The following is a 14,118-nucleotide window of genomic DNA, read 5'->3' as shown; positions in this document are numbered from 1 at the left end:
GCGTCTATCGCAAATTTATTGATCGAAAATGTAAATCAATATGGGCGGAATTGATCATTGGAAAAGCGCGCGCGGTGCGCCTACTTCTGCTCTCGACAGTTTCCAACCACGGCCCGTCAGGGCCAAAATGCAGGGAAGTTCAGCAACCATGTCGATCGTTGGCAGCCACATCAAACCCTTCGCGAACACCGCTTTTCACCAGGGCAAGTTCGTCGACCTGACCGAAGCCGACATTGCCGGCAAGTGGGCAGTGTTCTTCTTCTACCCGGCAGACTTCACGTTCGTGTGCCCGACCGAGCTGGAAGACCTTGCCGACAACTATGCCGAGCTGCAGTCGCTCGGTGTCGAAGTGTTCAGCGTGTCGACCGACACCCATTTCAGCCACAAGGCATGGCACGACAGCTCGCCGGCGATCGGCAAGATCAACTATTTCATGGTCGGCGACCAGAATCACACGCTGTCGAACAATTTCAACATCCTGCGCGAAGGCGTCGGCCTGGCTGACCGCGGTACGTTCGTGGTCGATCCCGACGGCACGATCCAGCTGGTCGAAATCACCCCCGAAGGCGTGGGCCGCAATGCCGCCGAACTGCTGCGCAAGATCAAGGCGGCAAAGTTCTGGCGCGAACACCCCGGTCAGGTCTGCCCGGCGAAGTGGGAAGAAGGTTCCGCAACGCTGGCACCGTCGATCGATCTGGTCGGCAAGATCTGATTGCAATACCGCCGGAGCGTTCGATCCCTCTTGTTCGAACGCTCCGGACCCGGTCGGGTGGCTTGCCATTTTTACCAGGCCGCCGCCCGCCCCCCTTTTTTTACGCACATGTCGGCGATGATTCGCGCGGGACTTTGCGCCCGACGCCCGACTTGCCGCGTCCGCCGCTCGCGATCCCAACCCCCTCCGCATGCCGGTGCCAGATGCGTATCGGCCACCCACGAGTGACCAGTCATGCCCATTCTCGATGCCGCCACCACCGCCCAGCTCAAGGCTTATCTCGCGAACTTGCGTCGGCCGATCGAGCTGGTCGCGAGCCTGGGTGATGACGCCAAGTCCGCCGACTTGCGCGCGCTGGTCGAAGAAATCGCCGTGCTGTCGGACAAGATCAGCGCGCGTTACGACGGCAGCGACGCACGCCGCCCGAGCTTTGCCATCTGCGCCGATGCCGACGATAGCGGAAAGCCACGGGCCGAAGTCGTGTTCGCCGGTCTGCCGCTGGGTCATGAATTCACGTCGCTGATTCTCGCGCTGCTCCATGTCGGGGGGCATCCGCCCAAGGAAGACGCCGAATTGCTCGATCAGGTCCGCGCGCTTCGCGGCCCGCTGCATTTCGAGACGTTTTTCTCGCTGTCGTGCCTCAACTGCCCTGACGTGGTACAGGCGCTCAACATCATTGCCGCGCTCAATCCGGAGGCGAGCCATGTCGCGATCGACGGCGGGCTGTACCAGGACGAAGTCGAACGGCGCAAGATCATGGCCGTGCCGACGGTGTTCCTCAATGGCGAACCGTTTGGCCAGGGCCGCATGGATCTGGCCGAGATCGTCGCAAAGCTCGACACCGGGGCGGTTGCCCGCGCGGCGGAAAAGATCGCCGCCAAGGAACCCTTCGACGTGCTGGTTGTCGGCGGGGGCCCGGCGGGCGCGGCGGCGGCAATCTATGCCGCGCGCAAGGGCATTCGCACCGGCGTCGTTGCCGAACGCTTTGGCGGGCAAGTGCTCGACACCATGGGGATCGAGAATTTCATTTCGGTGCCGCACACCGAGGGCCCGGCGCTCGCCGCGCATCTCGAAGAGCACGTCAAAAGCTATGACGTCGACGTGATGAACCTGCAAAAGGCGGTTGCGCTCACATCCGGCGACAGCGACGGTCTCACCACGATCGAACTGGAAAGCGGCGCCAGCCTGCGCGCGCGGACGGTGATCGTGTCGACCGGTGCGCGCTGGCGGCAGATGGGCGTCCCCGGCGAAGACGAATATCGCAACAAGGGCGTGGCCTATTGCCCCCACTGCGACGGGCCTCTTTTCAAAGGCAAGCGCGTTGCCGTGATCGGCGGCGGCAATTCCGGCGTCGAGGCGGCCATCGATCTCGCCGGAGTCGTCGCGCATGTCACGCTGATCGAATTCGACAGCCAGTTGCGCGCCGATGCGGTGTTGCAGGACAAATTGCGCAGCCTGCCCAATGTCACCATCATCGTTTCGGCCCTGACTCGCGAAGTGCTCGGCGATGGCGGCAAAGTGACCGGCCTCGTCTATCGCGACCGGACGACGGACGAGGATCATACCGTCACGCTTGAAGGCATTTTCGTGCAGATCGGTCTCGTGCCCAACACGGAATGGCTCAAAGGCTCGGTCGGCCTGAGCAATCGGGGCGAAATCGAGATCGACGCGCGCTGTGCAACCAATGTCCCCGGCGTCTTTGCCGCAGGCGATGCGACCACCGTGCCCTACAAGCAGATCATCATCGCCATGGGCGAAGGCAGCAAAGCCGCGCTCTCCGCCTTTGATTACCTTATCCGGCATTGATGGGATGAGAGGCGCGGCACCGGCGCGCTCTGCTTTAGTCGTGGATAGCCCGGGGCAGGGGGGTTGCCGCCCTGTCCCGGGGCATTAAAGCGCTGATCCGTGAGCGCAGCCATAGTCATCGGGGCCGACCGGGCCGGCGCCCCGATACGGATCGACATCGAGGAGCTTTTGGCGACCCGCCTGCTGGTGCAGGGCAATTCCGGGTCCGGCAAATCGCATCTGCTGCGCCGCCTGCTCGAACAAAGCGCGCAACTCGTCCAGCAAGTGGTGATCGATCCCGAAGGCGATTTCGTCACCCTGTCCGATCGCTTTGGCCATGTCGTGGTCGATGGCGCGGCTTATGATCAGGCGGAGATCGTCCGGCTCGCCGCGCGGATCCGCACGCATCGCGCCTCGGTCGTGCTCGCGCTCGACGGGCTCGATCTCGAAGCGCAGATGCGCTGCGCGGCGGTGTTTCTCAATACCTTGTTCGATGCCCCGCGCGACGAATGGTATCCCGCGCTGGTCGTGGTCGACGAAGCGCAGATGTTTGCCCCCGCCGCCGCCGGTGACGTCTCGGACGAAGTGCGCCGCCTGTCACTGGGCGCGATGACCAATCTGATGTGCCGGGGGCGCAAGCGCGGGCTGGCCGGGGTGATCGCGACGCAGCGGCTTGCCAAGCTGGCCAAGAACGTCGCTGCCGAAGCCTCGAACTTTTTGATGGGGCGCACCTTTCTCGACATCGACATGGCGCGCGCTGCCGATTTGCTCGGCATGGAGCGGCGGCAGGCGGAAACGATCCGCGATCTCGAACGCGGCCATTTCCTCGGGCTGGGCCCGGCCATCGCGCGCCGCCCGATCTCGGTACGCATCGCCGATGTCGAAACGCGCGCGCGCAATGTCATTCAGGGATTGATGCCTTTGCCCGACATGGCGGGCGGGGCGATGGACAACCTCCTGCACGACGAAGCCGCCGAACCGGCCTTGCGCGCGGTAATCGAAGAACCCGCAGCGCCCGACGCCGGGGATCTGATCGAACAGATCGCCGAAAGCCAGCCTCTGGCCGAAACGCACGAACCGCCGGTCGAACCCAGCCTGTTTGCCGCCGAGGAAGACGCGGCCACGATCGCCGCAATTCTCGCCGAGATGGCCGAGGAGCCCGATTGCACGTTTCAAGCTGCGGCGCAGCTCTATCAGGATTTCACCGTGCGGTGCCGGATGGCGCGGATTGCTCCGGGTTCGATCGACTTGCCCGCATTCCGCCGCCGCTTTGCCATGGCGATTGCGGGCATTCCCGACGATGCCGCGCCGCAATGGCGGCAGGTCGTGGCGCTGGGCCGCGATGTGCCCGACGATCTGCTGGCCCCGTTCATGGTGCTGGCCGTGGCCGCGAGCGAAGGCGCGCCGTGCCCCGACGACGACCGGCTCGCCACGGTCTATGGCACGCGCTCTTCGGGGCGTATCCGGCGCTTGCTCGATCATCTCGAACGCCAGGGGCTGATCGTGGTGCGCACCGATTACGGCGGGCGGCGCTCGGTCGGCATACCCGCGCTCGGCTTGCTAACCCAGCCTGTCTGAACGCCTGCCTGAACGCCTGTCTGAACTGGGCAGAAACCCGCCATTCAGGGCTGCGAAAGCCGGGGGGAGCTATCCCGGTTTCATCCAAGGGGAGTGCTGACCATGAAGATTTTTGCCGCTGTTTCCGGTGCCTGCGCGCTTGTCGCGCTTGCTGCTGTTGCGACCACAGCCAATGCTGCCGGGGGCGATACCGCACACGGCAAGACCGTGTTTGCGCGTTGCGCTGCGTGCCATGATCTCAATTCCGGCAGGACCGTGCTGGGGCCGACGCTCAAGGGCATTGTCGGTCGGCAATCCGGTTCGGTTGCCGGGTTTTCCTATTCGCCGGCCATGAAGGCCAAGGGGATTGCCTGGACGCCCGCCAATCTCGACCAGTTCATTGCCTCGCCGACCAAGTATATTCCGGGCACACGCATGCCGTTTGCCGGTCTGCCCGATGCCAAGGATCGCGCCGATCTCGTCGCCTATCTGCAACAGGCGGCGCACTGATCGATCATGCCGGTGGCACGGGCCGGGCCCGCGCCACCGGATGAGGAACGGGCACGCCGCGACCCTCTCGCCTACCGCCGATTGACATCGATGTCATAGATTGCCATCGATGGCGTCGGTCGAGGGCGATTCCCTCGGTCGTCATAACAAGCCGGACGGAAACGAATTCCGACCGACGCCCTGAGGATTCCGATGGCCCTGGCTCCCTCTGCTGCGAGCAGCACCGCACCCACTCCTGTCGCCCCCGATCCTGTCACCGCCGACGGCACGCACATCGATGCGCCGGGGCTGCGCTGGTTCGTCATGGCGCTGTTCTTCATCTTTGGCGGTATCACGTCGCTCAACGACGTGATCATTCCGAAACTCAAGGACTTGTTCACGCTCGACTACATGCAGGCGATGCTGGTCCAGACGGCGTTCTTTGCGGCTTATGCGATCGTCGGCATTCCCGGCGCGGCGCTCGTCAAGCGAGTCGGCTATATGCGCGGCGCGACGATCGGGCTGGCGATGATGATGGTCGGATGCATCCTGTTTGTCCCGGCATCAAACAGCGCGACATTCGGCCTGTTTCTCATGGCGCTGTTCGTGCTGGCCGGCGGGGTGACGATTGTCCAGGTGGTGACCAATCCGCTGATTGCGCTGCTTGGCCCGGCGCGCACCGCGCATAGTCGGCTGACGTTTGCGCAGGCGTTCAATTCGGTGGGAACGACGGTCTTTCCGATTGTCGGGTCGATCGTCATGCTGGGCTCGCTGGCGGGCAAGACGGCAAGCGGGCTGTCGGGTGCGGCGCTCGATGCCTATCGCGTCGCGGCAACGCAAGCGGTGGTCCATTCCTACCTTGGCCTTGCGCTGGCGCTGGCGCTGGTGGCGGGGGTGGTCTTTGCCAATCGCAACCGGTTGCAGGGCGAACATCACGAGCAGGGCTCGGTGCTCAAGAGCTTTGACCTTTTGGCCCGCCCGCGCTTCGGGTTTGGCGCCTTGTGCATCTTTCTCTACGTCGGCGCCGAAGTCGCGATCGGCTCGATGATCGTCAACTATGTGCGCCAGACGCATGTCCTCGGGCCCGAGGTGCGCAACACCGGGCTGCTGATCGCGCTCTACTGGGGCGGGGCGCTGGTCGGGCGGCTGATCGGGTCTTATGTCCTGCGGCTGATCGATCCTGCCAAAGTGCTGGCGTGCAATGCCGCCGGGGCGTTGATCCTGATCCTTTTGACGACGCAGACCGGCGGGTATCTCGCCACCGGGAGCCTGCTGGCGATCGGGTTGATGAATTCGATCATGTTCCCGACGATCTTTGCTCTTGCCAGCGAAGGTCTTGGCGCGCGTGCCGCCGACGGGTCGGGCGTGATCTGCGCGGCAATCGTCGGCGGGGCGGTGATTCCGCCCTTGACCGGCAGGCTGGCGGATGTGTCGGGCAGCCTCGAATGCGCGCTGGTCCTGCCGGCGCTATGCTATGCGATCATCGCGGCTTTCGGATTTTACACGCAACGGCGCGCGATTGTCGCATAATAGGGGCGTGCGCGCGTTGACAACCGCGCGCAACCGGCCACAGTAGGGCATGCTTTCGCAGAAAACGCGCTACACCATCCGCGCCCTGCAACATCTTGCCGACCATTTCGGACAGGGTCCGGTGCGGCTTGATGCCATTGCCGAGGCGCAGAACATCCCCCGCAAGTTCCTGACCGTTATTCTGTCGGAAATGGCGCGTGAAGGCGTGGTCGTTTCGCAGCGGGGCCGCGATGGCGGCTATGAACTGGCGCTGCCGCCGGTCGACATCCGCTATGGCGATATCATCCGCCTGTCGCGCGGCAGCCTTGCGCTGGTGCCTTGCGCCAGCCGCAATGCCCATGAAACCTGCGCCAATTGCCTGCCAGAAGCGGAATGCCGGCTGCGCGGGCTCATGCTCCAATTGCGCGACGAAACCGCCGCGATTCTCGACCGGATCACGCTGGCCGACGCCATTTCGGTCGAGCCTCCTTTCGATCAGCTTGACGAACACGCCCACGCCTGAGCGACCGGCGGGGCCGGTCCGCCCGGCTATGTCCGGAAATCGTGCGCGGTTTGGCTGTCAAGCGCGAACGGTGCTTGGCGGCGCGGGTCTCGGTGGCTATACGAGCCCCCTATGACGCTCGAAGCCCTTGGCCGCCATCCGCTGCGCCTTCCGATCCTTGCCCTTGTCACGTTGTCGATCGGCCTTGCCGGTTGCGGTGGCAGCTCCAAGCCCAAGAAGGACGTCGCCTATGTCGCGCGCGATGTCGACACGCTCTACATGGCCGCGAAAGAGCGGCTCGATCTGGGCGATGCCAAGCAGGCCGCCGCGCTGTTCGATGAAGTCGAGCGGCAGCATCCATATTCGCCCTGGGCCCGCCGCGCCGAATTGATGAGCGCGTTCAGCTATTACGTCGCGCGTGACTATGCGAAATCGGTTCAGGCGGCACAGCGTTTCCTGTCGGTACACCCCGGCAACAAGGATGCGCCTTATGCCTATTACCTCGTCTCGCTGTGCTATTACGAACAGATCAGCGACGTGCGCCGCGACCAAAAGGACACCAAGCAGGCGCTCGATGCGCTGACCGAAGTGATCCGTCGCTATCCGGCAACCGAATATGCGACCGATGCCAAGCTCAAGATCGACCTGGTGAACGATCACCTTGCCGGCAAGGAAATGGAAATCGGTCGATTCTACCAGCATAGCGGCAAGTGGCTGGCCGGTACGATCCGCTTTCGCAGCGTGATCGACAAGTATCAGGCGACCAGCCACACCCCCGAAGCGCTCTATCGCCTTGTCGAATGCTACCTCGCGCTCGGCATCCCGCAGGAAGCGCAAAAGGCCGCTGCGGTGCTCGGCAACAACTATCCGGGCAGCGAATGGTATGGTCGCGCTTTCCGGCTGATGAACGCCAAGGCGCCCAATACCAAAGCCAGTTGATCGGGCCGATCGCGGCCCGATCTGACGGGCCGTTCTATCAGGCCGCGATCAATTCCCTGATCTTGCGCCGTTCGAGCGCCTCGCTGATGGCGGCGACGAACTGGTCGGTCGCGCGATCCCACGAATAGCTGGCGCCATAGACCGCCGCGCCGATCCGATCGCAGCGCAGCGCGCGGCGAATGGCAAGGGCGAGATCCTCATCCAGCGCGCCGACCTGCATCGGCAGCAGCGAACCGGGGCCGCGCCCGTGCGGCCCGATGATGTCGATCGGTCCCGGCACCGGATAGGCCGCGACCGGAACACCGCAGGCCATGGCTTCGATCATCACCAGCCCGAACGTATCGGTGCGGCTGGGAAAGACGAACGCATCGGCGGCGCAATAAGCGCTGGCCAAGGCATCGCCGGTCAGTGCGCCAAGAAACACCACATGCGGATAGCGCGCGCGCATCGCCTCAAGATCGGGGCCGTTGCCCACGACGACTTTGGTCCCGGGCACATCGGCGTCGAGAAACGCGGTCAGGTTCTTTTCGACCGCGACGCGCCCGACATTGAGCGTGATCGGGCGGGGCAGGGCAGCCATGGCCGGGTGCGGCGCATGGTGCGGATGAAACAGCGCATCGTCGATCCCGCGCGACCACATCCGCGAATGGCCTATGCCATAGTCGGCAAGCTCTGCCGCCAGAGACGGGGTCGAAACCAGCACCGCCTCGCTCGGCGCATGGAACCGGCGCATCAAGGGCCAGAAATGCGCGGGGCTTAGCCCGGTGCGCACCGCCGCATAGTCGGGAAAGCGGGTGTGAAACGCGCTGGTAAACGGCACCCGGTTGCTTTTGCACCAGGCGCGCGCGCTCCAGCCGATCGGGCCTTCGGTGGCGATATGCACGATGTCGGGGGCAAAGGCGCGCAGCGTGCGGCGGGTGCCGAAACGCGGCGCCATGGCCAGCCGGATCTCGTTATAGCCGGGCAGGGCAAACGTGAAGAACTGCGACGGGGTGACCAGTTCGACCTCATGCCCGCGCCGGGTCAGGCGGTCGACGGTGGTCGACAGCGTGCGCACGACGCCATTGACTTGCGGGTGCCAGGCATCGGTGCAGATGGCGAGTCTCATGCCTGTTCCCTTTCGCGCGGGGCGTCTTGCGTTTCGGCAGGCATCGGCGCGGCGGCCTGCTTTGCGGTTTCCGCTGCCCAGTCGACAATGCTGATGGCCCCATGCGAGTCTTCGACCAGCGCGGTGCAGCTTTCGACCCAATCGCCGTCGTTGTAATACGTCACATCGCCGATCTGGCGGATTTCGGCGCAATGGATATGGCCGCAGACGACCCCGTCGACCCCCATGTCGCGCGCGGCATGCGCCACCGCTTCCTCGAAATCGCAGATGAACTGGACCGCGTTCTTGACTCGCTTTTTCATATAGGCCGACAGCGACCAGTACGGCAGGCGGAACTGGCGGCGGATCAGATTGACCCAATGGTTGGTCCGCAGCAGGAATTCGTAGGCCTTGTCGCCAAGGAACGCTAGCCAGCGGGCATAGAGCACCACCCCGTCAAACCCGTCGCCATGCGTGACATAGATCCGGCGGCCATCGGCGGTATGATGGATCGCATCGAGCGCCAGTTCGACGCCGCCAAACCCCATCCCGGCATAAGGCCGCAGCATTTCATCGTGATTGCCCGCAATCAGCACGACGCGTGTGCCGCGATGCGCCATCTTGAGCACGCGGCGGACCACTTCATTGTGTTCGTCGGGCCAGTACCAGCCTTTGGACAGCCGCCAGCCATCGACGATGTCGCCGACGAGATAGAGTGTTTCGCACTCGATCGAGGCCAGGAAATCGAGCAGCATCGTCGCGTTGCAGCCGCGTGTGCCGAGATGAAGATCGGAAATCCACACGGTGCGCACTTTGCGCTTGGGGCGGAACCCGCGCGGTTCGGGCAATTCGAGCCAGGCGGGAATCGATGTGGCGAGATCCCGGGCCGAAGGCAGCCCCCTCTTGCCGTCCTTCAACAGCGCATGCTGTGCCATCGGCTTGCCCCTTTATTGGTGGTTTGCGATTTGACTGAAATCCCGATCTCCTGCGACTCACTGTCACAATCACGTTTCGTTCGCATGGCACTGTGTCACGCGGTTGAAATATGGCGGATGCGGGCAACAATGGGGGAGAACAAAGGGTGACGGGGGGCGCCGTGATGGCTATGACCTGAGCGATGCTGACCGCTCTTGCCATCCGCAATGTCGTGCTGATCGAGGCGCTGGACCTGGTGTTTCGCGCCGGGTTGGGCGTGTTGACCGGCGAAACCGGCGCGGGCAAGTCGATCCTGCTCGATTCGCTCGGGCTGGTTCTGGGCGATCGCGCCGACACCGGCCTCGTGCGTGCCGGCACCGATCAGGCCAGCGTCACCGCGACATTCGAGTTCGATCGCCTGCCCGATGCGATCCGCGCCGCGCTGGCCGAGGCGGACATCGCCATCGAACCGGGCGAAGCGCTGATCATCAAGCGCCGCTTGCGCGCCGATGGCGGCAGCCGGGCCTTTATCAACGATCAACCGGTCGGCGTTGCGCTCTTGCGGGACTTGTCGCGCCATCTCGTCGAGCTTCATGGTCAGCATGATGATCGCGGGCTGGTCAACGCGCGCGGCCATCGCGCCCTGCTCGACCGCTATGCCCATGCCGATACCGCCTCCGTCGCGCAGGCCTGGCACCGCTGGAGCCGCGCCGAGGCAGACCTGGCCGCAGCGCGCGCAGCGGTCACGGCGGCCCGCGCGGACGAGGACTTGTTGACCGCGCATCTGGCCGAACTGGTCGCGCTCGATGCGCAAGTGGGCGAGGAAGCCGATCTCGCGCAACAGCGCGCCGCGATGCAGAAGGGCGAGCGCCTGTCGAGCGACCTCGCCGCGTTGCAGGTACTGTGGGAAGGATCGGATTCTGCGCTCGCCGGTTTGCGCAGCGCGGCCCGGCGGCTCGACCGTATTGCCGGCGAACATCCCTTGCTGGCCGAAGCGCTGGCCTCGCTCGACCGCGCGGTGATCGAGGCGGGCGAGGCCGAAGACCGCATTGCCGCCGCAATGGAAGCGCTGGCGCACGATCCCTTGTCGCTCGACCGTATCGAGACGCGATTGTTCGAACTGCGTGCCGCCGCGCGCAAGCACGGCTGCGCCGCCGATGAACTGGCGGCAAAGACGGCCGAAATGCGCGCCGCGCTCGACGCGATCGAAAGCGGCGACGCGCATATCCTGCAGCTCGAACGCGCAGCACACGATGCGGGGCTCGATTATCAGGCCAAGGCCGAGGCGCTGTCGGTGGTCAGGGCCGAAGCGGCGCGACGGCTCGACGCGGCGGTGGCGCAGGAACTTGCCCCGCTCAAGCTCGATGCGGCGCGATTCCGTACCGCTGTCGTGCGGCTGCCCGACGATCGCTGGGGACCGCAAGGCGTCGATGCGGTCGAATTCCTGATTTCGACCAATCCCGGCAGCGCCTTTGCCCCTTTGGGCAAGATTGCCTCGGGCGGCGAACTGTCGCGCTTCATTCTCGCGCTCAAAGTCGCCTTGGCCGAAGAGGGCGGCGCCGCGACGGTGATTTTCGACGAAATCGATCGCGGCGTCGGTGGCGCGGTGGCCAGCGCGATCGGCGAACGGCTCGCCCGGCTGGCGCACGCCGGGCAATTGCTCGCCGTTACGCACAGCCCGCAAGTCGCGGCGCGCGGGCGCAACCATTTCCTCATCGCCAAATCGAGCGAAGGCACGGTCACGCGCACGTCGGTCGCGCTGCTCGATTCCGCCGGGCGCAAGGAAGAGATCGCGCGCATGCTGTCGGGCGCGGAGATCACGCCCGAAGCGCGCGCGCAGGCGGACCGCTTGCTCGAACAGGCATGATCGGGCAAGCGCGCGGGCATGTCTTCTGTGTTCGATAGCTTTCTCGACCGACCGGCGTGGTCGGCTCTGACCGGGCCGCAGGCCGCGCTGGCGCAAGGGTCGCCGCAAGCCTGGCGGATCGATCCCGCGTATGGTCCCTTCGCCGCTGCTGCGCCGGGGCAGGACTTGGCGCTCGCCGCCTTGTTGCGCGATGCCGAGGATGAAATCTGGCTGATCGAGGATGACGGGATTGCGGCGCCCGGTACTGTGGTGCGCAAAGTCGCGCATCTGGTGCAGATGATCGCAAGCGGGCCGGTCGATGCCGCAGCATCGGACGATATTGTCGCGCTGGGCGAGGCCGACGTGCCCGCAATGACCGCGCTGGCGCTCGCCAATCGGCCGGGGCCATGGGGGCCATCGACCTGGCGCTATGGTCCGTTTTACGGGGTGCGACACGAAGGGCGCCTGATCGCCATGGCGGGCGAACGGTTGCGCCCGGCGCCGGGTATCGTCGAAGTCAGCGGCGTCTGCAGTGATCCGGCGTTTCGCGGGCAGGGGCTGGCCGGGCGCTTGATCCGCCATGTCATGGCCGGACATCGCGCGCGGGGACTGGCCTCGTTTCTGCACAGCTATGCCGACAATGCCGGGGCCATCGCGCTCTATCGCAGTCTGGGCTTCGATGTGCGCCGCGAGCGGGTGGTGACGATCTTGGGAAAGGCGGGACATGACTGAGGCCGAAGCCGCCAACGAACTGATGCGCCTGGCCCGTCAGATCGCGCATCATGACAGGCTATATCACACGCTCGATACGCCGGAGATTTCCGACGCCGAATACGATGCGCTGATCCGTCGCAATGCCGAGATCGAGGCGGCGTTTCCGCACCTGATTCGCGCTGACAGCCCGAGCCGCAAGGTCGGTCATGATGTCGCCGCCTCGCCTTTGTCGAAAGTCCGCCATGAGGTGCGGATGATGAGCCTCGACAACGCCTTTACCGACGAGGAAGTCGGCGAATTCGTTGCGCGCGTGCGCCGCTTTCTCGCGCTGCCGCCCGAAGCCGGGCTGGTCATGACCGCCGAAGACAAGATCGACGGCCTGTCGTGTTCGTTGCGCTATGAATCCGGCCGACTGGTGCGCGCTGCGACGCGCGGCGATGGGCAAGTGGGCGAGGATGTCACTGCCAATGTCGCCACGATCGGCGATATTCCGCAAGTTCTGGCCGGGGCTGTGCCCGACGTGTTCGAGATTCGCGGCGAAGTCTACATGACTCACGCCGATTTCGCCGCGCTCAATGCCGCGCAGGACGAAAAAGACGAAAAGCTGTTTGCCAATCCGCGCAACGCTGCCGCCGGATCGCTGCGGCAAAAGGATGCCGGCGTCACCGCCAATCGCCGGTTGCGCTTTCTGGCCCATGGCTGGGGGGCTACCAGCGCCTTGCCCGCCGAAACGCAGTTCGACGTGATGCAGGCGATTGCAAGCTGGGGCGTGCCTGTGTCGCCGCTGCTCGTGCGCTGCGCCTCGAGTGAAGACATGCTCGCCCATTACCGCGATATTCAGGCGCGCCGCCCCGGCCTGCCGCATGACATCGACGGTGTTGTCTATAAAGTCGACCGGCTCGACTGGCAGGAACGGCTCGGCTTTGTCGCCAGGTCGCCGCGCTGGGCCATGGCGCACAAGTTTCCTGCCGAACGCGCCGAAACGGTGATCGAGGCGATCGACGTGCAAGTCGGACGCACCGGCAAGCTGACTCCGGTGGGGCGGTTGCGCCCGGTGCTGGTCGGCGGGGTGACCGTCACCAATGTCACGCTGCACAACCGCGACGAGATCGCGCGATTGGGCGTGCGCGTCGGTGATCGCGTCGTCCTGCAACGCGCGGGCGATGTCATTCCCCAAGTGGTCGACAATCTGACTCGCGACGAACCGCGCGAGCCTTACCACTTTCCCGACCATTGCCCCGAATGCCGGTCCGAAGCCGTGGCCGAAGACGGCGAAGTCGACGTGCGCTGCACCGGCGGGCTGATCTGCCCGGCGCAACGCACCGAACGGCTGCGCCATTTCGTCAGCCGCGCCGCGCTCGACATCGAGGGACTGGGCGAAAAGACCATCGGCGAGTTTTTTGCGCTGGGCTGGCTCGAAAGCCCCGCCGACATTTTCCGCCTGAAAGCGCGCCGCAACGACATCGTCGGGCGCGACGGGTGGAAGGACAAATCGGTCGACAATCTGCTGTCGGCAATCGAGGCGCGCCGTGCGCCCGATGCGGCACGGCTGCTGTTTGCGCTCGGCATTCGCCATGTCGGGCAAGTCACGGCGCGCGATCTGATGAAGCGGTTCGTCACGTTGCCGCGCTTGCGCGCTGTCGCCGAGCGGGCCCATGCCGGGGATGAAGAGGCGCGCGCCGATCTGCTCGGGATCGATGGCGTCGGCCCGGTGGTGGTCGAGGCGCTGGGCGAATTTTTCCATGAGCCGCATAACCGCGCGGTGTGGGACGATTTGCTGGGCCAGCTCGCCCCGCCCGACTATATCGTCGAAACAAAGGCCAGCACCGTCGCCGGAAAGACCGTGGTATTTACCGGCAAGCTCGAAACGATGAGCCGCGACGAAGCCAAGGCCCAGGCCGAAGCGCTTGGCGCGCGCTCTGCCGGGTCGGTTTCGGCCAAGACCGATCTTGTCGTCGCCGGGCCCGGCGCGGGGTCAAAGCTGAAACAGGCCGCAGCGCTCGGTATCGAAGTGATCGACGAAGCCCAATGGGCCGACATCGTGCGAAACGCGGGATAACAGC

The 14,118-nt window shown here is 64.9% G+C and carries 12 protein-coding genes; 10 read left to right on the top strand and 2 right to left on the bottom strand.

All coding sequences use genetic code 11. The features are described from left to right. Window positions 1-148: 148 nt before the first annotated feature. From ahpC to AQZ50_RS03115, 7 genes are all read left to right on the top strand, one after another. Window positions 149-712 (top strand): alkyl hydroperoxide reductase subunit C, encoded by a 564-nt coding sequence (ahpC, locus tag AQZ50_RS03145; RefSeq protein WP_067742563.1) that lies wholly within the window; start codon window positions 149-151, stop codon window positions 710-712. A gap of 240 nt (window positions 713-952) precedes the next feature. Further along, a complete protein-coding gene (gene ahpF, locus AQZ50_RS03140; protein WP_369801385.1) occupies window positions 953-2,518 on the top strand; it encodes an alkyl hydroperoxide reductase subunit F in 1,566 nt (521 codons plus the stop codon). A gap of 99 nt (window positions 2,519-2,617) precedes the next feature. Next, window positions 2,618-4,075, top strand: coding sequence for a helicase HerA domain-containing protein (locus AQZ50_RS03135; protein ID WP_067742559.1), 1,458 nt, complete (start codon window positions 2,618-2,620; stop codon window positions 4,073-4,075). Window positions 4,076-4,177: 102 nt separating this feature from the next. After that, a complete protein-coding gene (locus tag AQZ50_RS03130; RefSeq protein ID WP_067742558.1) occupies window positions 4,178-4,564 on the top strand; it encodes a c-type cytochrome in 387 nt (128 codons plus the stop codon). A gap of 192 nt (window positions 4,565-4,756) precedes the next feature. Then, entirely contained in the window at window positions 4,757-6,073 is a 1,317-nt protein-coding gene (locus AQZ50_RS03125; RefSeq protein WP_067742557.1) for a sugar MFS transporter, read from the top strand. A gap of 49 nt (window positions 6,074-6,122) precedes the next feature. Further along, entirely contained in the window at window positions 6,123-6,575 is a 453-nt protein-coding gene (locus AQZ50_RS03120; protein WP_067742554.1) for an RrF2 family transcriptional regulator, read from the top strand. 111 nt (window positions 6,576-6,686) lie between these two features. Further along, window positions 6,687-7,493 carry an outer membrane protein assembly factor BamD gene (locus AQZ50_RS03115; RefSeq protein WP_067742551.1) on the top strand — a complete coding sequence of 269 codons (807 nt, stop codon included), beginning with the start codon at window positions 6,687-6,689 and terminating at the stop codon, window positions 7,491-7,493. Between the two features lie 37 nt (window positions 7,494-7,530). On the opposite strand, the gene AQZ50_RS03110 is transcribed toward AQZ50_RS03115, so the two are convergent. Together AQZ50_RS03110 and AQZ50_RS03105 are read right to left on the bottom strand one after the other, a co-directional pair. Then, complete coding sequence (locus tag AQZ50_RS03110) at window positions 7,531-8,601, bottom strand: glycosyltransferase family 4 protein (protein ID WP_067742548.1); 1,071 nt, start codon at window positions 8,599-8,601, stop codon at window positions 7,531-7,533. After that, window positions 8,598-9,515 carry a UDP-2,3-diacylglucosamine diphosphatase gene (locus AQZ50_RS03105; RefSeq protein WP_067742545.1) on the bottom strand — a complete coding sequence of 306 codons (918 nt, stop codon included), beginning with the start codon at window positions 9,513-9,515 and terminating at the stop codon, window positions 8,598-8,600. The genes AQZ50_RS03110 and AQZ50_RS03105 overlap by 4 nt, the downstream gene beginning before the upstream one ends. A gap of 182 nt (window positions 9,516-9,697) precedes the next feature. On the opposite strand from AQZ50_RS03105, the gene recN reads away from it, so the two are divergent. Genes recN through ligA form a run of 3 tightly spaced genes read left to right on the top strand, consistent with a single transcriptional unit; the run spans window position 9,698 to window position 14,114 of the window. Continuing rightward, window positions 9,698-11,362 carry a DNA repair protein RecN gene (gene recN / locus AQZ50_RS03100; RefSeq protein WP_067742542.1) on the top strand — a complete coding sequence of 555 codons (1,665 nt, stop codon included), beginning with the start codon at window positions 9,698-9,700 and terminating at the stop codon, window positions 11,360-11,362. An 18-nt stretch (window positions 11,363-11,380) separates the two neighbouring features. Further along, window positions 11,381-12,073, top strand: a complete 693-nt coding sequence (locus AQZ50_RS03095; RefSeq protein WP_067742539.1) for a GNAT family N-acetyltransferase — start codon at window positions 11,381-11,383, stop codon at window positions 12,071-12,073. Beyond that, the gene (ligA, locus tag AQZ50_RS03090) at window positions 12,066-14,114 is read left to right on the top strand and encodes an NAD-dependent DNA ligase LigA (RefSeq protein ID WP_067742536.1); all 2,049 of its coding nucleotides are present in this window, start codon (window positions 12,066-12,068) and stop codon (window positions 14,112-14,114) included. Before AQZ50_RS03095 ends, ligA begins: the two co-directional genes overlap by 8 nt. The last annotated feature ends 4 nt before the right edge of the window (window positions 14,115-14,118 follow it).

This window comes from Novosphingobium sp. Fuku2-ISO-50 (assembly GCF_001519055.1).
Lineage (GTDB): Bacteria > Pseudomonadota > Alphaproteobacteria > Sphingomonadales > Sphingomonadaceae > Novosphingobium.
The sequence above is the reverse complement of the archived record's forward strand: the minus strand, read 5'-3'. Positions and strand labels throughout refer to the sequence as shown.